Source organism: Pseudoalteromonas sp. MEBiC 03607 (genome assembly GCF_004792295.1).
GTDB lineage: Bacteria > Pseudomonadota > Gammaproteobacteria > Enterobacterales > Alteromonadaceae > Pseudoalteromonas > Pseudoalteromonas lipolytica_C.
This window is the reverse complement of sequence record NZ_SRRY01000002.1, coordinates 781,276-798,355: the sequence shown is the minus strand read 5'-3', so window position 1 is coordinate 798,355 and position 17,080 is coordinate 781,276. Positions and strand designations below refer to the sequence as shown.

Annotated in this window: 18 protein-coding genes; 14 read left to right on the top strand and 4 right to left on the bottom strand. The window is 40.1% G+C overall.

Annotated features, from left to right (window positions below; genetic code table 11):
- Positions 1–3 precede the first annotated feature (3 nt).
- From E5N72_RS20460 to E5N72_RS20425, 8 genes are all read left to right on the top strand, one after another.
- A complete protein-coding gene (locus tag E5N72_RS20460) occupies positions 4–897 on the top strand; it encodes a bile acid:sodium symporter family protein (protein WP_135926918.1) in 894 nt (297 codons plus the stop codon).
- A gap of 150 nt (positions 898–1,047) precedes the next feature.
- The gene (locus E5N72_RS20455) at positions 1,048–1,965 is read left to right on the top strand and encodes a GGDEF domain-containing protein (RefSeq protein WP_135926917.1); all 918 of its coding nucleotides are present in this window, start codon (positions 1,048–1,050) and stop codon (positions 1,963–1,965) included.
- Positions 1,966–2,318: 353 nt separating this feature from the next.
- Positions 2,319–3,272: an SPFH domain-containing protein gene (locus E5N72_RS20450; protein WP_135926916.1), complete on the top strand. Its 954-nt coding sequence runs from the start codon at positions 2,319–2,321 to the stop codon at positions 3,270–3,272.
- 8 nt (positions 3,273–3,280) lie between these two features.
- Positions 3,281–3,733 carry an NfeD family protein gene (locus E5N72_RS20445; protein ID WP_135926915.1) on the top strand — a complete coding sequence of 151 codons (453 nt, stop codon included), beginning with the start codon at positions 3,281–3,283 and terminating at the stop codon, positions 3,731–3,733.
- Between the two features lie 86 nt (positions 3,734–3,819).
- On the top strand, positions 3,820–4,656 hold the full coding sequence (locus E5N72_RS20440; RefSeq protein WP_135926914.1) for a patatin family protein: 837 nt from the start codon (positions 3,820–3,822) through the stop codon (positions 4,654–4,656).
- A gap of 114 nt (positions 4,657–4,770) precedes the next feature.
- Complete coding sequence (locus E5N72_RS20435) at positions 4,771–6,402, top strand: methyl-accepting chemotaxis protein (RefSeq protein WP_240704573.1); 1,632 nt, start codon at positions 4,771–4,773, stop codon at positions 6,400–6,402.
- Positions 6,403–6,420: 18 nt separating this feature from the next.
- Positions 6,421–7,227, top strand: coding sequence for a transporter substrate-binding domain-containing protein (locus E5N72_RS20430; protein ID WP_135926913.1), 807 nt, complete (start codon positions 6,421–6,423; stop codon positions 7,225–7,227).
- Positions 7,228–7,229: 2 nt separating this feature from the next.
- A complete protein-coding gene (locus tag E5N72_RS20425; protein ID WP_135926912.1) occupies positions 7,230–7,700 on the top strand; it encodes a DM13 domain-containing protein in 471 nt (156 codons plus the stop codon).
- An 88-nt stretch (positions 7,701–7,788) separates the two neighbouring features.
- Here the strand turns inward: E5N72_RS20425 and ahpF are convergent, their stop codons facing one another.
- From ahpF to E5N72_RS20405, 4 genes are all read right to left on the bottom strand, one after another.
- The gene (ahpF, locus tag E5N72_RS20420; RefSeq protein WP_135926911.1) at positions 7,789–9,369 is read right to left on the bottom strand and encodes an alkyl hydroperoxide reductase subunit F; all 1,581 of its coding nucleotides are present in this window, start codon (positions 9,367–9,369) and stop codon (positions 7,789–7,791) included.
- A gap of 155 nt (positions 9,370–9,524) precedes the next feature.
- Entirely contained in the window at positions 9,525–10,094 is a 570-nt protein-coding gene (gene ahpC / locus E5N72_RS20415; protein ID WP_135926910.1) for an alkyl hydroperoxide reductase subunit C, read from the bottom strand.
- A 209-nt stretch (positions 10,095–10,303) separates the two neighbouring features.
- Positions 10,304–10,807: a 2,4'-dihydroxyacetophenone dioxygenase family protein gene (locus tag E5N72_RS20410; protein WP_135926909.1), complete on the bottom strand. Its 504-nt coding sequence runs from the start codon at positions 10,805–10,807 to the stop codon at positions 10,304–10,306.
- A gap of 47 nt (positions 10,808–10,854) precedes the next feature.
- A complete protein-coding gene (locus E5N72_RS20405) occupies positions 10,855–11,856 on the bottom strand; it encodes an NAD(P)-dependent oxidoreductase (RefSeq protein ID WP_135926908.1) in 1,002 nt (333 codons plus the stop codon).
- A gap of 148 nt (positions 11,857–12,004) precedes the next feature.
- Here E5N72_RS20405 and E5N72_RS20400 point away from each other — a divergent pair, with 148 nt between their 5' ends.
- The 6 genes from E5N72_RS20400 (at position 12,005) to E5N72_RS20375 (ending at position 17,079) form a co-directional block, all read left to right on the top strand.
- The gene (locus E5N72_RS20400) at positions 12,005–13,018 is read left to right on the top strand and encodes an AraC family transcriptional regulator (protein WP_135926907.1); all 1,014 of its coding nucleotides are present in this window, start codon (positions 12,005–12,007) and stop codon (positions 13,016–13,018) included.
- A 103-nt stretch (positions 13,019–13,121) separates the two neighbouring features.
- Positions 13,122–13,802 carry a hypothetical protein gene (locus E5N72_RS20395; protein ID WP_135926906.1) on the top strand — a complete coding sequence of 227 codons (681 nt, stop codon included), beginning with the start codon at positions 13,122–13,124 and terminating at the stop codon, positions 13,800–13,802.
- 9 nt (positions 13,803–13,811) lie between these two features.
- Positions 13,812–15,347, top strand: coding sequence for an AMP-binding protein (locus E5N72_RS20390; RefSeq protein ID WP_135926905.1), 1,536 nt, complete (start codon positions 13,812–13,814; stop codon positions 15,345–15,347).
- An 81-nt stretch (positions 15,348–15,428) separates the two neighbouring features.
- On the top strand, positions 15,429–15,848 hold the full coding sequence (locus E5N72_RS20385; protein WP_135926904.1) for a DUF3429 domain-containing protein: 420 nt from the start codon (positions 15,429–15,431) through the stop codon (positions 15,846–15,848).
- 54 nt (positions 15,849–15,902) lie between these two features.
- The gene (locus tag E5N72_RS20380; protein ID WP_135926903.1) at positions 15,903–16,274 is read left to right on the top strand and encodes a hypothetical protein; all 372 of its coding nucleotides are present in this window, start codon (positions 15,903–15,905) and stop codon (positions 16,272–16,274) included.
- Between the two features lie 4 nt (positions 16,275–16,278).
- Positions 16,279–17,079: a class I SAM-dependent methyltransferase gene (locus E5N72_RS20375; RefSeq protein WP_135926902.1), complete on the top strand. Its 801-nt coding sequence runs from the start codon at positions 16,279–16,281 to the stop codon at positions 17,077–17,079.
- Position 17,080: the final 1 nt, after the last annotated feature.

Sequence of the window (17,080 nt, the reverse complement as noted above, 5' to 3'; positions counted from 1 at the left end):
CCTATGCAAGTAGATATCATGACTAAAGTAGTGCTGCCTTTAGCACTATTTATCATCATGTTTGGCATGGGCTTAGGGCTTAAAAAGAAAGACTTTGGGGCTTTGTTTATCAGCCCCAAAGCGCTCAGTATCGGTCTAAGCTGCCAACTGTTATTACTGCCTTGTGTGGCGTTTCTACTAGCTGTAAGTTTTAACTTACCAGCAGAGCTGGCGATAGGCTTGATTTTAGTAGCCTGTTGTCCAGGAGGAGTGACCTCTAATTTATACACATACTTATTTAAGGGTGATGTTGCCCTTTCAATTAGTTTAACAACAATAGCAACCTTTATATCGCCATTTACGCTGCCAATAATTATGCATTTTGCAATGGAAATGTTTAGCGTTCCAGGACACGAATTCCAGTTACCTATCGTAAAAACAATTGTGCAAATGTTAGTCATCACCCTACTACCAGTGAGTTTGGGAATGCTGTTTAATCATTATCGCTCACACATAAGTAAAAAACTTGAGCCTCTTACTCGCAGTTTTTCTAGTATTTTTTTAATCGTTATTGTCATTGCAATAATTCATAAAAATTCAGAGCAAATGATTGGCTTCTTCGCCAGTAGCGGTATCGCAACATTCACACTAAACGTGAGTACCTTATTACTTGGACTCTTAATTGCTAAAATGTCGGGGTTATCAAACAAACAACAAATGAGTATTGCCGTAGAGGTTGGCTTGCAAAATGGCACACTGGCGATTTTAATTGCCAGCACTTTAATGAATAACCCTACAATTGCTATTCCAGGGGCAACTTACAGCTTATTTATGTTCGTAACGGGGTATGCTTTTTGTGCTCTATTCAAGTTACAAAATAACAGACAAGCGCTACAACTTATTAAAGACAAGCCATAACAATCACACCTATTTCTGACCAAAAAAAACAACCTTAAAACTAAAGCATGCCAAGGACTTACTTGGCGCTTTTTACATTTGTAATCGTTCTTGTACATCGGCTTTTTTTGGGTCAATATCTCTGTATGGCTGTTTTTATAGGGACATAGTGTGGCCAAATATAACGATACTCAATTACCAATTCATACCGCCGAGTTAAAGCTAGCGCTCGACAACTTACCTGCGTATGTGTACATCAAAGATGATTACTCACGATATGTTTATGCAAACAAATTAACGTTAAACCTATTAGCATGTAATGAATCAGAGCTGCTTTTTAAAACCGATATGGATCTATTTCCGCAAAGTACTGCAGAAAAACTATTAAACATCGATGCGCGTGTTCTTAGTGGAGAGCGCACTCGTGAAGAAATTGAACTTACTTTATCAAAAGGAGAGAAAAGTATTTTCTGGGAGGTAAAATCCCCCATCTTTTCCGATTCGGATCCTAATAAAGTCATTGGCATACTGGGAATTTCAACCGATATAACCGAACGAAAAGAACTTGAACAACAACTCCTATACGATGCCTCCACAGACCCATTAACCGATTTATTAAACCGACGTTATTTCTTCCTTCGCCTTGCTCTCGCGCTACAATTGAGTAAAAGCAAGCAAACTTACGGCGCTGTTATCTTTATCGACCTCAATAAGTTTAAAAAGCTAAATGATATGTATGGCCATAATGTTGGCGACGACTACTTAATAGAAATTTCAAAGCGAATGAAAACCACTATGCGTGATAACGACTGTATAGCGCGTCTAGGAGGAGATGAATTTGTTATTCTTTTAGAAGGACTTGGACGTGAAGAGCAACATGCAAAAGATAATGCGCGTAGAGTTGCCCATAAGATCCAATCAGCAATAGAGGTCGAATTTAGACACCCTCATGTTACGTATTATGGTTCGGCTAGTGTTGGGGTTACCATGTTTTATGGTAATACCAAAAGTGCTGAAGAAGTCGTTGCTCAAGCTGATCAAAGCATGTATCTAATAAAACACTCTCTTAACAAACGGATTGATTGCTAGCCTATTAGCAAAAAGAGCTTAGCTAGAGATGTGTAATGAATAGCATAAACCATAAACACCACCTCATTAATGCAATAAGGTGGTGTTACTCGCTAATTTTTATCTAGTTATAGGCCCAGATGACAGAGTTTTTCATAGTGCCATGTTTTGCTTTTACCCGTTTGTGACTCCAGGCCAACACCGGCATTTTGCTGTAATGAAAAAACGTTCATTTACCAAAGCTTTACATACTTCTTTTTAAAAAATGGGATCTATTAACTGTATTTTTTATATTGCAAAATGATGGCAGCACTTATCCTGTAGTGATAATCTCAATATTTGGTAAAAACATTAACCGTATCTAAGGAAAGTACATGGATCCAGTATCACAAATTCTCGACTTACTTTTGAATGTCGAAACCTTTATTCTTATTTTTGTATTAGTGCTACTAAAAAGCAGCGTTAAATTCGTGCCACAAAACCGCGCTTGGCTTATAGAGCGATTTGGTAAATATCATTCAACCAAAGAAGCGGGCTTAAACTTTATTGTGCCATTTATCGACCGTATTGCAGCAGATCGAAGTTTAAAAGAGCAAGCACAAGATGTGCCTTCTCAGTCAGCTATCACTAAAGATAATATCTCACTTATCGTCGATGGCGTACTGTATTTCCGAGTACTTGATCCTTATAAAGCAACCTATGGTGTTGATGATTATGTATTTGCCGTTACTCAGCTATCGCAAACAACCATGCGTTCAGAGCTTGGTAAAATGGAGCTAGATAAAACCTTTGAAGAACGTGACATGTTAAACACCAACATAGTTAGTGCTATTAACCAGGCTTCTGAGCCATGGGGTATTCAAGTTTTACGTTACGAGATTAAAGACATTGTGCCGCCTAATTCTGTAATGGAAGCCATGGAAGCACAAATGAAAGCAGAGCGTGTAAAGCGTGCACAAATTTTAGAATCTGAAGGCGACCGTCAGTCAGCTATCAATGTGGCAGAGGGTAAAAAGCAAGCACAAGTCCTTGCTGCAGAGGCTGAAAAAGCAGAGCAAATCTTACGCGCTGAAGGTGAAGCAAAAGCAATTATCGCCGTTGCAGAAGCACAAGCCGATGCACTTCGTAAAGTCGGTGAAGCCGCTGACACTGAACAAGGTCAAAAAGCAATTCAACTCGACCTTGCGACTAAAGCCATTGCCGCTAAAGAAGCGATAGCTCGTGAATCATCAGTAGTTTTATTACCTGAGAGTGGCACTGATGCAAGCTCGCTGGTTGCTCAAGGTATGTCTATTATTAATTCTTTAAATAAGAAACAACAAAATTAGGTGAAGCGATGGCGTTTTTAGATACCCATTTAGCCGAAGCATTAATGATTTTAGGTGTTATCGCGCTAATCGTTGAGGTTGCCGTACTGGGTATGAGCACCTACGTATTATTGTTTTTAGGCTTATCTTTATTTGCCAGTGGCTTACTTATGAATATAGAGCTACTTGCAAGTACTTACACCACGGCACTTTGGAGTAATATTGTGTTTACTCTTGGTTTTGCGGTCGTGCTGTGGCGTCCCCTAAAACGCATGCAAGATAAAACAGAGACTCAGCCTGTTCACAGTGACTTTGCTGAACTTACCTTTGTTGTAAATGCAGATGTTGATGACCAAGGTTTAACCACACACCAATATTCGGGCATTCAGTGGCAACTAAAAAGCCACTCCCCCATTGCGGCTGGGAGCACTGTAAAAGTCACCGAAAAACAAGTCGGTGTACTTTGGGTTGAAGCTATTTAACTCGCTTAGAGTCAAAACTCTATTTAATTTTGTAACCGTGTTTGTTATGGTTAGTAGCAATCACGGTTATAAGCAAGGTAGCAGTAATGAATAATAACAAGGCACTCGTTGTAGAAGGCGGCGCTATGCGCGGTATTTTCGCCACAGGTGTGCTTGATACGTTTATTAAAGAAAGCTACCAACCTTTCAAGCAATGCTATGGTGTTTCAGCAGGAGCCACCAACATCGCAGCTTATTTATGTGCTCAATATAAACGTAACCATGCGGTGATCACAGATTACTCGTGTCGACCTGAGTTCATTAATTATGTTCGCTTTTTAAAAGGCGGTCACCTGTTTGATTTAGACTGGCTATGGCAAGAAACCATTCGAGATATTCGCCTTGATTTAGACACCTTCGAAAAACAAGCGAGTGAGTTTTATATCGTTGCAACCAATATTAAAACAGGTAACGCTGAGTATTTAAAAGCAACTGCTGAACTTATTGAAGAGCAATTGAAAGCCTCATGTGCACTACCAATTGCATACCGCCAATACCCACAGATCAACAGTATGCAATTAACAGATGGTGGTGTAGCCGATTCTATTCCTATTCGTAAAGCTTACGAAATGGGTAATAAGGAAATTACAGTTATTTTGTCTCAGCCGATTGGCTATCGAAAAAAACCATCGAAAGCACCTTGGCTAGTTAAACGACTTTACAAAGAAACACCCGCGCTTGCTAAGGCATCCATCTTACGAGCAGAAAACTATAATCAAAGCATTGACTTTGTTATGAATCCACCGAGTGACTGTAAAGTTAACATCATCGCTCCTCCTCCTGATTTTGCTGTAGGTCGAACAACAAAGTCTTACGCTAAGTTATCAGCAGGATATGAAATGGGTATTACGGCAGGAAAACAGTTTTTAAGCAATTTAGCTTAATAGCTAATCGCGTATAGAAACGAATTTTTGCAATACACACCCCAAATTATTGCAAAAACTTGCTTAAATAATATTCTCTATTAGTTTTAATACTAAGTCCTTACAAACATTCTAATGCTCATGTTAAATAACTACACCGTTCGTACGCGATTAGCCATCTTGGCTTTGTTACCGGTTACAGTTTTTGTGATCACCTCTATTTTTACAATGTCTATAATGTCGAGCATGGTAAAAGGCATCGACAGTCTTTACGACGATAGAGTCATCCCGCTTGAGCAAATAAAAACAGTATCGGACAATTATGCCGTTAGCATTGTCGATTTGTTTCATAAATACCGTGCTGAGCAAATTTCAAAAAATGATTTTCTTGCTGCGGTTGAAAACGCAAAGGGTGTTGCCGACAACAAATGGAAAAGCTATTTAGGCACCAAGCTCACCAATGAAGAGCAACGCTTAGTTAATATCGTGGAAAAAAACCTTGCTGTGGTAGAAAGCGAACTCAGCGCGTTTTTAACCCAAGTTAAAAGTGACCAACTTAAAGTAGTGCCTAACGAGGTGTTCGTAAAAAATCTTTACGATGTGTTTGACCCACTCAGCGAAAGCTATCAAGGGTTGATAAACCTTCAAATCAATGAAGCTAATAAGTTTAAACTTGCATCTGAAAAAGATTTTAAACAAGTCACTATAGCCATGAGCGCATCCATCAGTATTTTAATAATCATCTTATTATTTATTGCATTTGTCATTTATCGCTCTATTCATAACCCTCTGTTATCATTAAGTAAAACTATTGGTTCTATCTCTAAAAGTGCTGACCTACGGCTCAGAGCAGAAACTTATGGTAACGATGAAATAGCTCAAGCAGCCACTCATTTCAACGCGATGATGAAGCGAATACACGACCTAGTAAATGATGTAACTAATGCAACATTGACCTTATCTTCAGCAGCAGAGCAAATGAACTCAATTAGTGATCAAGTAGCAAGCACTGCCACAGAGCAAGAGCACCAATCAGCAATGATTGCCACCGCAATTACGCAAATGAGTAGCGCGATTGAGCAAGTGGCCGCAAATGCGCTTTCAACCTCAGAAAAAGCCACCCACACAGATAAAACAGCTAAACTTGGCCAGCAATCGGTGCAAGAAAACATTGATGCAATAAACCGCTTATCGCAAATAGTTAATGCAAATACACAACTTATCAATGAGTTAAATACACAAACAACTGATATAAACCAAGTTGTGATGATGATCCAAGGAGTCGCTGAACAAACTAATTTATTAGCTCTTAACGCGGCGATTGAAGCAGCTCGTGCGGGAGAATCAGGTCGTGGTTTTGCAGTAGTGGCTGATGAAGTCAGACAGCTTGCACATAACACCCAAAAAGCGACCGCTAATATCAATGAAATGATAACTAAACTACAAGCAATGGCACAGCAAGCAGTCACCGCCATGGGTAATGCAGATGACAGTGCCAAACAAAGTGTTGAGTACGCTGAGCGCTCATCACAATTACTCACTGAAATCACTCAAGAAATGGCACTTATTGCCGATATGAACAACCAAGTATCCACCGCAACAGATGAGCAAACGACTGTTGCAAACGAGCTAAGTTGTAATATTAATGAGTTTAGTAGCAGCATTTCACTGGTTAGCGAAAGTTCACAACAAAATGCACAAGCCAGCCAAGAATTGGCTTCTTTGGCTTCGCGTTTACAACAGCAGGTGCATGTTTTCAAAGTATAAATGCAGAGACTCAAATAAATGAATAGAACAATATTTATTTTATTGATGGTATTCGCGCTATTCATTAAACAGAGCTTTGGTCAAGAGCAAATTGTTATTCAACTTGCAAAACCGAGCTATACCGACGCGGTAAAAAATCAATACATCCACGATATTCTCATTAAAAGCTTCGCCGCAATGGGCGTAGACGCTGTATTAATGAACAACGCCAAGCCAATGAATGATAAACGCATTATTGAACAACTTAGTCATAATAAAACAATTACCTTAGCTTGGCTGTCTTTCCCTTATAAGCAACCCACTTCATTAGTTAACACCACAATTCCTTTATACAAGGGTTTGCACGGTAAGCGTTTGCTTATTATTCGTGCTGATGACCAAGCAAAGTTCAGTGCAATAAAAAGCCTTGATCAATTAAAACCATTAATTGCATTACAGCAGCAAAGTTGGTCTGATTATACGGTGCTAAGAGACAATGACTTAACCGTTAATGGCGAGCTTGATTATCCTGGCATGATCAAAGCTCTAGAGACAGGTTTTGCCGATTACTTTCCACGCTCAGTACTGGCTATTGGCACTGAACTCAATAGACTCAAACAGTTCAATTTTATCATTGCACCAGACATTATGCTGCGATATCCCAGCGACTATTACTTTTACTTAAGCAAAGAGAATCAACACATTAGGGATTTGCTAGAACAAGGTATGCAAAAGCTAAAGCAATCAGGTGAACTTGAGCGGCTCTATTTGCAATATTTTGGTGATGTTGAAAAACAATACTCTTTAAATCAACGCCACACCATAACGCTAAAGAACAAGGAGTAAGCATGCTAAAAGCAGTGCTAATTATCATCATGGCATTGGCTATTTTTGCCATGGGTTTTATGGCTGGGGTTTACAGTTTGCCTATTTTAACGGAGCAACCAGCGCCCGATGTTGCTATTTTGAAGCAGCATCAAGATAGAGCTCAGTTTAGTGCCGCGTTTAAGCCGGACCTTAAAGGCTCAGATCGCCTTCATTATGGTGATGGAATGGTCTATCTAACAAGTGATGCTATTTCTATGCAAGGTACTTTATCACCTGGACCTGACTATCAAGTTTACTTATCGCGCAATTTTGTTGATAACGAAGCTGATTTTTTAGCACAAAAAGGCACCATGCAACGTGTTGCAGGAGTACGTTCATTCAATGGCTTTAAATTAGTTGTTCCACAAGGTATTGATGTCAGCGATTACAATACAGTGGTTATTTGGTGTGAAAGTTTCGAGGAATTTATTACTGCAGCACAGTATCAATAGCTGGATTAATAAAAACAAAGCCGCCTTTGGAGAGGGCGGCTTTAAAGCGGCAGCTATGGGTGTGAGCTGCCTAATCAAGAGTCGCTAATTAAGCTGCATCTTCAGTGCTTTGTACCTCTTCGCTGTGGCGAATTAAGTAATCAAATGCACCTAAACTGGCCGTCGCACCACTGCCCATTGCAATAATGATTTGCTTGAACGGCGTTGTCGTTGCATCACCTGCCGCGTAAACACCCGGTAATGATGTTGCACCTTTGCTATCAATTTCGATTTCACCAAAGCGAGTTAGTGATAACCCAGAATCTTTTAACCATTCAGTGTTTGGCACCAAGCCGATTTGCACAAAGATACCTGCAAGCTCAAGTGATTTTTCATCGCCAGAGATGCGGTCAATATAGCTTAAGCCTGTTACTCGTTTACCATCACCAACAACTTCTGTCGTTTGCGCATTTTTGATAATCGTAATGTTGTTTAAGCTATTTGCTTTACGAATAAGGACTTCATCAGCGCGTAAGGTATCAGCAAACTCAAGCACGGTGACATGCTCAACAATGTTTGCAAGGTCGATTGCAGCTTCAATACCTGAATTACCACCACCGATAACCGCTACCGCTTTGCCTTTAAATAACGGACCATCACAGTGAGGACAGTAAGCAACGCCATGACCGCGATACTCTTTCTCACCCGGTACGTTCATTTCGCGCCAGCGGGCACCGGTTGCTAATACCACTGACTTAGCATTTAAAACCGCGCCATTTTCTAGCGTGATTTGATAATTACCTTGCTTAGTAAGTGATGCCGCACGTTGGTTTTGCATAACATCAACGTCGTATTCTTTTACATGCTCTTCAAGTTGAGCAACTAATTTAGGACCTTCGGTCGCTTTAACTGAAATAAAGTTTTCAATTGCTAAAGTATCTGAAACCTGACCACCAAAACGCTCTGCAACCACGCCCGTGTTTAAGCCTTTACGTGCTGAGTAAATTGCCGCAGAAGCCCCTGCCGGACCACCACCAACAACAAGTACATCGAATAACTCTTTGTCGTTTAGTGCTTCGGCTTGGCGTGCAGCCGCTTTGGTATCTACTTTATTTAAGATATCAGTCAGATTAACTGCACCTTGACTAAACAGCTCGCCATTTAAATACACCGCTGGCACCGCTAGAATATTGCGCTCATTCACTTCGTCTTGGAACAAGGCACCATCAATCATAGTGGCCGTAATGTTTTTATTGTGTGCTGCCATTAAGTTAAGTGCTTGCACTACTTGAGGGCAGGTTTGACAACTTAATGAAATATACACTTCAAAGTTAAGCGGCCCAGGTAATGATTTAATTTGTTCAATTTCACTCTGTGATGCCTTACTTGGATGACCACCTGTGTGAAGAAGTGCAAGGATCAAGCTGGTGAATTCGTGGCCCATAGGCACACCCGCAAATGTAATTTGCGTGTTGTTAATAGGTGAAGATACCACCATAGACGGACGTCGTACGTCTTGGTTAGGGTTATCTCGCACCGAGAATTTGTCGCTTAACGATGCTAAATCGTTTGCTAAGTTTTTAAGTTCTGTTGATTTATTGCTGTCATCCAAGGCGATAAGCAGCTCAACAGGGCTGGTAATAGAAGCAAAGTGGCTTGTTAATTGGTTTTTGATATTCGTATCTAACATGGCTTAGCCCTTGAGTTCAGAATAAATAATCTAGAAAAATTTTGGGTATAACTGCCCACCACCCGCTAATGTGCTTAATGTGAGTTGTGATGGGCAATTAAGGTTGCATTGGGATAGCAAAGCAAAGCTTTGCTATTGTTTAATGCCGTGGCAAATTAGATTTTGCCAACTAGGTCTAATGAAGGAGCAAGTGTCTCTTCACCTGGCTGCCATGATGCAGGACATACTTCACCGTCGTGGTTAGCAATGTACTGTGCAGCTTGTACTTTACGTACTAACTCTTTCGCGCTACGGCCGATACCTAGGTCGTGAGTTTCGATTACTTTGATTTCGCCTTCAGGGTTCATTACGAATGTACCGCGAAGTGCAAGACCTTCATCTTCAATCATCACACCGAAGTTACGTGTAATACGACCTGTTGGGTCACCAATCATTGGGAATTTGATTTTACCAATTGTCTCAGACGTATCGTGCCATGCTTTGTGAGTGAAGTGCGTGTCGGTTGATACTGAGTAAACTTCAACACCCATTTCTTGTAGTTGCTCGTAGTAGTCTGCAACATCACCAAGCTCAGTCGGACATACAAAAGTAAAATCTGCTGGGTAGAAGAAGAAGATTGACCACTTACCTAGCACGTCTTTTTCTGTTAGTTCTACAAAGTCACCATTGTGGTAAGCTGTTGCATTGAATGGTTGTAGTTTTGTGTTAATTAATGAAGTGCTCATAGTATTCCTCATTGATGTATTTAAAAAAGTTTAATTAACGCAGCCTTGCGTCTGCTTGATTAATACAATAGAGGTGTGAGCGATTAAAATAAAATTGATTGTTTAGATTAAATTGATTTGTTTTTTAGATTGAACTACAAATAACCCGTAATAAATATAAAGCCCTCAATAGCTTACTGCAATTAAGGGCTTTGCTTCAGGGAATTAAATTATTTACTAAAGCCGTATAAGCTCTTAGGTTTAATGTAGTTAGGCTCAATTCCTTGCTCTTTTGCAGCTGCTAACATCACTTGCTCAATCCAACCTGCATCCATAATGTTCATATAGTTGCCATCATGATCAAAATTGATGTTAGATCCCATAACCACCATAAAGGTATCTGTCACTTCAGTGTTGTCTTCAGGTACTTGAAATTGATGAATCGAACCGCCTGGCTCAAATAAATAGCTGCCCGCTACTTGTAAATCATCTGGATATTCAGTGTAGTGCCAACTTCCCGCTAACGTATATAAGTGCACAACACCAGTATGAAAATGTTTTGGTAAAACCGTACCTGGTTCAAATAAAACACGCAAAACCCATACTCCATTTTCAGAATCCAGCATCAGTGGGTAGATATGCACGCCCGGTAAGGCGTTTTTGATTAGCTTTTCATCATTGGTATGAATTGTCAGTAAGAAATCTTGATGGTTAATAATATCTGGTAATGCCATGTGTGTGCCCTCTTTTCAATTGCTTTCAATAAGTTAACTAGTTGTCTTTAATTTGCTTCTACGGTATTAGTGCGTAGCTCTTCTTTACAAAGCCCTTGCTCATATGCCCACTGCAACGCATGTTGCATACCTTGCTGTAAGGTAAATTCAGGTTGATAGCCAAAAACACGGTGCGCTTTTTCACTACTATATGCCGCACTTTTTCGGCTTAGCATGCGCATAGTTGATGGATTGATATCGGTGGTTTTACCAAAAAGGTGATAACACCACTCTATAAAGCCCGTTAGTTTTAGCACTAAGGACAAGTTCACAACTGTGACGTGCTTTTTCCCTTGTGCTTGCGCTAAATAATTAAAATAAGTTTGATTAGTTACTTGCTCTGGGCCCGATAGATTAAAAATCTCACCATTTGCCCCCTCGCTCATGGCACTTTGATAAATGCCTCTCACTAAATCATCAATATAAACAGGGCCGAACATGCCCTGTGGCACCATAAACGTGCCTTTGGCGATTTCTTGCAATGGGTAAGCTATCCAAGGCTTTGAACCAGGGCCATAAACATCGCCAGGACGAATTATTGTTACATTGAGTTTTTTACTGGCGTGATAGCTTAGCGCTAAATGTTCACTCATCATTTTTGAGTCGTTATAGGCTCGACCATCAGGTAACAAAGGCGCGTCTTCTTTAATATCTGTTTGCCAATTACTGCCATAAATGGCAGTCGACGAAATATGAATAAAACGCCTTACTGTGTTTGCTGCGACCGCTGCATCAAGTAAGTTTTTCGTCCAGCCTACATTCGCCTGCCATGTTTGCTTGTAACTAAACGCATTTGAAACAATTGCCGCAGTATGAATAACCAAATCACAGTCATTCAATAATGAACGCCAGCCAGCAGGCTCATTCAAGTTACCTGCTACAATATTGAATTCTTTACAGGGCGTTAAATCAACGCCGCATACATCGACTCCATTCGCTTTAAAGTAGCGCGCCAGCGTGCGGCCAATAAAGCCATTACCACCACTTATAAAAACTTTTGAGTAGTTCATTGTGTGTTCCTCTAAGCACGTTACAGCCTCAATTGCATTTAGCAGGCCATTTGGTTAATACATTGTTAAACTTTAATGACCTGTATTACTTTACTTTTTACGCAAAATTTTTTACTTTTTACGCCAACGCACTAAAAAAGAGCAAACTATGCCTCGCAAAACACACACACCTGACCTAATTAGAGCATCTGCTTTACATGGCTATGTCGAACTGATTGAAAGTAAATTAGTAAACCCAGATGCACTATTAGAGCGCGTAGGCTTAGACAGAAAACAACTCATTGAGCCCAATAATTTTGTGCAATATCAGCAGCTCATTGAGTTACTAGAAATCACAGCGAAAGAATTAAATCTGCCCTATTTCGGCCTAGAGCTAGGTCGCTGGCAAAGTCTCAACATCTTAGGTTCGGTTGGTTATTTGATGGGTAACTGCGAGACTCTTGAAATGGCGTTAAAAAACTTAACCAAGTACTATCATATTCATCAAAATAGTGCTGATCTGTTGCTCGAAAGTGGCCAAGACTTTGTAAAACTGTCTTTTTTAGTGCGCAGTAGTTTAAAAGTCGGTGTATATCACGGAGCAGATCTAGCTCTGAGTGTTGGGGTTAATCTTTTAAAACAATTAACCGATGACCAAATAAAACTTCACCGCCTAGAACTGCCTCACAGCTGTGATGCAAACACCAGTGTATACCGCCAAGCCCTTGGTCAAATACCAGTATTTAACTGTGCTCATACCGCATTAGTGTTTGAGAAAAAATACCTAAAGTTGGCCATTAAGAACTCAGATAAGCAGTTGTTTTCTATTCTTAGTCAACAACTTGGACACCCGAATGAGTCTAAACGCGAAAATATTTGTGAACATGTTGAAGTGCTTATAAAACAATATCTACTTCATGAACAATTTGGTGTTAATTTAATCGCTGAAAAGCTATCAATGAGTGCACGAAGTCTACAGCGACATTTAGCCCAGTATGACACAACATTTCGCGAACTCGTTGATGAGGTTCGTTGCAATTTAGCTCACCAATATTTAACTGAATCAAGCCTAAGCTTATCAAACATTTCAGATATCTTAAGCTTTTCTAATTACAGCGAATTTACCCGAGCATTCAAACGCTGGTATGGCATGCCACCAAAAGACTATCGTAAGTCACATTGATTATAATGGCGCAAAAAGCTAAAAACAGGTCGTATAAAGTTAATTAATTGGTTAACAATTTATATATATTGACTAGCTAGTTTCGCTAATCAGTGGTCGAGTAATGTTAAGAAGAGTGTTTATTACCGGTAGTAATAGTGGTATTGGGTTCGAATTAGCAAAGCAATATATTCGTCGTGGTGATGATGTTGCGTTATTCGACAAGCAATTTAGCGATATAACAAAGCAAACCTTGTGTAGCCTTGCACACAGCAATCAATATATAGAATTTTTTGCCACCCATATCTGCGATATTGAAGGGTTACAAATCCAAGTAAATAATGCAATTGCCGCTATTGGTAAACCTGAATTGGCAATTTATTGTGACCGTTCGGATGAAATAACCAACAGTGATCACGCTCTTGCACTACGAAACGTTGCCACAGTTATAAGCCCAGAACTGGCGATGAATAGCCACCTTGCATTAATGGTTCCTGTTACAAATAAAGCTCAAGTTTCACCAGAACCAAGTGTATTGATACTTGCAAAGGAACTACGCCAAACGTTTAAGCCAAACAAAATTAAACTCAGCTTGATGTGTTTCAACAAAGCACATAACGCCTCAGAAAATGCTGCTGACACAGCTAAGCAAATAGTAAAAAGCTTAGATAAACAAAAACGAATGGTGATCCTTGGCTTACAATCTAAACTAACTTATGTCATGAGCCATTATTTACCTAATTGGGTTATGGACTCTGTAATGGATCGCCTCATCAAACAACAACTAATAAGAACAACACGCTAAGGAACAACCATGAACACACATGATAACCTCACGCAATTGATAGACCAAACATGTCAAACCTATGCAGAACTCCCAGCCTATAATAGTGCGGGTAAAACACTTACTTATTCACAAATCGAACAGCAATCTCGTTACTTAGCTCAGTGGTTTCAACAGCAAAGTAACCTTAAGGTTGGCGACCGAATCGCGATCCAATTGCCTAATATAGTTGACTACCCTGTCGTTACTTATGCTGCATTTCGTGCCGGATTAATCGTTGTTAATACCAATCCGCTTTACACTGCTCGTGAAATGCTTCATCAGTTCAATGACGCAGGCGTAAATGCCATCGTAATACTGGACGCACTAACCGATAAACTAGCCACTATCATTAGTCAAACCTCCATAGAAAAAGTGATTGTTACTTCAGCGGTGGGTGAACCTTCACTGCAACCCGGCCAATTGTCATTACCTGAACTCATTCACCAAGGGGAAAAACTCGCTCCACTTAAACCACACCAAGCAAGCCGTGATGATATTGCCGTTTTGCAATATACGGGGGGAACAACAGGAGTTGCTAAAGCTGCAATGCTTAGTCATGGCAATATCTTAGCTAATGCCGAGCAAATGAATGAACGCTTTGACGAAATTTTAACCCCTGGCCAAGAAACGGGTATTTGTCCGCTTCCGCTTTATCATATTTACGCCTTTACGGTGAATATGGTTGGCCTATTCGCAATGGGGCAATTTAATGTACTTATCCCAAATCCTCGTGATTTAGATGCCTTAGTAAAGCAAATTGAACCATTTGAAATTAATTACTTTTCAGGCATTAACACCTTATTTATTGGCTTGTGTATGCATCCAGGTTTTAAAGCCCTGAATTTTTCAAACCTAAAAATGACAGTCTCAGGGGGCGCAGCTCTAACACACGCAGCTGCTGATGCATGGATGAGCACCACAGGTTGTACAATCACAGAAGGCTATGGCTTATCAGAAACCTCGCCAGTTGCGACGTTAAACGACTTTAAAAAAGAAGAGATTGGCAGTATTGGCCGCCCACTCTCAAACACCACTGTGGAAATTTGGGATGAAAACGATGAGCCTGTTGCTGACGGTGAGTCTGGCGAAATTGTTGTTAAAGGCCCGCAAGTGATGATGGGCTACTGGCAGCGCCAAGATGAAACCGATAAATCTATGAAACGAGGTTTTTTCAAAACCGGTGATGTGGGTCTGAAGCTACCAAGTGGTAATTATAAAATTGTAGACCGTTTAAAAGACATGATTATTGTCTCTGGCTTTAACGTGTACCCTAACGAAGTTGAAAACGTACTTTGTCAGCACCCTGCTATCTGCGAAGCGGCCGTTATTGGTGCAAAAGATGAAAAAACCGGTGAGCGTGTCTGTGCCTACATTACTTTAAAAGAGCAGATTGATGAGCAACAGGTGAGTGACTATTGCCGCGAAAACTTAAGTGCTTATAAAGTACCTAAATCAATCATTTTTATGGAACAATTGCCTAAATCGACGGTTGGCAAAATTCTACGTCGAGAGTTACGCCAATAATAAAGCGATCGTTTTAGCCGCCTAACTGGTATAAAATAACTACGAGTTATTTTATACCAGTTAGGCGGCTTTAAGGTCATTATGGAAAAGTTTATTAATCACATTCAACTTGGTTACTTAGGTTTACTACCGTTTTTAGGCTGCGTAGGCTGGCCACTTATTGCAGGAAGTAATGCCGTCAACTTAGACTTTTTCACTTTTTATAGCATCGCTATTTTAGCCTTTATGGCTGGTAACTTATGGCATGCAGGCCAGCAAACGCATGCTGATGCTATAAAAGCGATTATTCCTATCTTACCGATTGGCTTTTTAAGCTTTTTACCAGCAACTTGGACACTGGCTTGGCTCGCAGCAAGTTTTTGGTTAGTGCTGTTATTTGAAAAAAGCTCACCACAGTGGCAAACCTATCACGTTGATTATCAAAAAATGCGTTTTGTTTTAACGTCAGTGGTGTTTGTATGCCACATCTTTGTAATTGGCATCAGCATCTATCCTGAGTAGCCCTTTAGGCCGGTTTGCGGTAACATCCGCGGCTCAGTTTCTTAAGGACTTGCTATGATAGATCAATTGCGCGCCAAACTAGACCTACTCGGCGAAAATTACGTTGAAAAAGGCGCTCACTTTAAAATTAAAGTGATTCCCTTTTTTTGTGCTATCCACATTAAAAAAGATCACAAAAACCAAGGTACTTTAAAGATATATTCTAATCAGTTGATTGAAATATTTTTAGCCACCATGTTTTTGCTTTTCGGTTTAATGCTCTTTGACACCGACGCAGGGTTTACGCACGGTCCTATCCATATCGTTATTGCCGTTTTGATTAGCTTTAACTTGATCTTTAAACAAATTGCCATTGAAGGGCTAAAAACTCGTTTAGCGCTTTGCCCAAAAACTGCAGTTGAAACAGCGCCAGAACAAGGCAAATAACGACATGTTTTTAGACCCAAGTTGGCGCATTTTGACGGTAGGCGATGGTGATTTGTCATTTTCGCACGCCATAGCTCGTCATATAAAACCAACCAAGCTTGTTGCTTCGACTTATGATGATGCAAACACTATTGAGCAAAAATATGCCAACAATGCACTAAGCGCATTGCAACAACTAAATGTAGCTACACTCACTGAATTTGATGTAACAAAGCCAGACTCGTGGCTGCGCTTAGTCGATGCACGTTTCGATGTAGTTATTTTTCAATTTCCACTTATACCCGCATTCAAAGGTGAGGCAGCATTTAAAGCAAATACCCAACAAGGTGGTATGAATGTTTTAAACCGTGCCTTGTTGCATCGCTATCTAGACTACGCAAGCCAATTTGCATTAGATAAAAACGGCCCGATGCTGTGTTACATAACCTCTAAAGATGTAAAACCGTATCGCGAATGGAATATTGAAGGCAGCTTAAATCAGGGGCTAAACTGCCATTATTTAGGCCAAATGCCATTCGATATTAATTTATTCCCAGGCTATAAAATTCGCAATGTTGACCGTGATAAACATGTAAAAGACACCAGTGGCATTACCTATGTATTTAGCGAAAAAACTGATAACAACATTACTACTAAGCTGACTTTACCCGCTTATTTAGGTGATAAACACTGTGCATTATGTCGCGTTGGCCCTTATATGGCCCAAGAAGACGAAGACAAACATTTGTTAAGCAAAAAGCACAAACAGATGGAAAAATTTGAACAGGATTGGCAAGCATGGCTTGCACAAAACAACGAGGAGTAAC

Excerpts from the sequence above, each read along its gene's own strand:
- E5N72_RS20460 (WP_135926918.1), top strand. The coding sequence starts at position 4 with ATGCAAGTAGATATCATGACTAAAGTAGTGCTGCCTTTAGCACTATTT.
- E5N72_RS20450 (WP_135926916.1), top strand. The coding sequence starts at position 2,319 with ATGGATCCAGTATCACAAATTCTCGACTTACTTTTGAATGTCGAAACC.
- E5N72_RS20445 (WP_135926915.1), top strand. The coding sequence starts at position 3,281 with ATGGCGTTTTTAGATACCCATTTAGCCGAAGCATTAATGATTTTAGGT.
- E5N72_RS20440 (WP_135926914.1), top strand. The coding sequence starts at position 3,820 with ATGAATAATAACAAGGCACTCGTTGTAGAAGGCGGCGCTATGCGCGGT.
- E5N72_RS20435 (WP_240704573.1), top strand. The coding sequence starts at position 4,771 with ATGCTCATGTTAAATAACTACACCGTTCGTACGCGATTAGCCATCTTG.
- E5N72_RS20430 (WP_135926913.1), top strand. The coding sequence starts at position 6,421 with ATGAATAGAACAATATTTATTTTATTGATGGTATTCGCGCTATTCATT.
- E5N72_RS20425 (WP_135926912.1), top strand. The coding sequence starts at position 7,230 with ATGCTAAAAGCAGTGCTAATTATCATCATGGCATTGGCTATTTTTGCC.
- ahpF (WP_135926911.1), bottom strand. The coding sequence starts at position 9,369 with ATGTTAGATACGAATATCAAAAACCAATTAACAAGCCACTTTGCTTCT.
- ahpC (WP_135926910.1), bottom strand. The coding sequence starts at position 10,094 with ATGAGCACTTCATTAATTAACACAAAACTACAACCATTCAATGCAACA.
- E5N72_RS20410 (WP_135926909.1), bottom strand. The coding sequence starts at position 10,807 with ATGGCATTACCAGATATTATTAACCATCAAGATTTCTTACTGACAATT.
- E5N72_RS20405 (WP_135926908.1), bottom strand. The coding sequence starts at position 11,856 with ATGAACTACTCAAAAGTTTTTATAAGTGGTGGTAATGGCTTTATTGGC.
- E5N72_RS20400 (WP_135926907.1), top strand. The coding sequence starts at position 12,005 with ATGCCTCGCAAAACACACACACCTGACCTAATTAGAGCATCTGCTTTA.
- E5N72_RS20395 (WP_135926906.1), top strand. The coding sequence starts at position 13,122 with ATGTTAAGAAGAGTGTTTATTACCGGTAGTAATAGTGGTATTGGGTTC.
- E5N72_RS20390 (WP_135926905.1), top strand. The coding sequence starts at position 13,812 with ATGAACACACATGATAACCTCACGCAATTGATAGACCAAACATGTCAA.
- E5N72_RS20385 (WP_135926904.1), top strand. The coding sequence starts at position 15,429 with ATGGAAAAGTTTATTAATCACATTCAACTTGGTTACTTAGGTTTACTA.
- E5N72_RS20380 (WP_135926903.1), top strand. The coding sequence starts at position 15,903 with ATGATAGATCAATTGCGCGCCAAACTAGACCTACTCGGCGAAAATTAC.
- E5N72_RS20375 (WP_135926902.1), top strand. The coding sequence starts at position 16,279 with ATGTTTTTAGACCCAAGTTGGCGCATTTTGACGGTAGGCGATGGTGAT.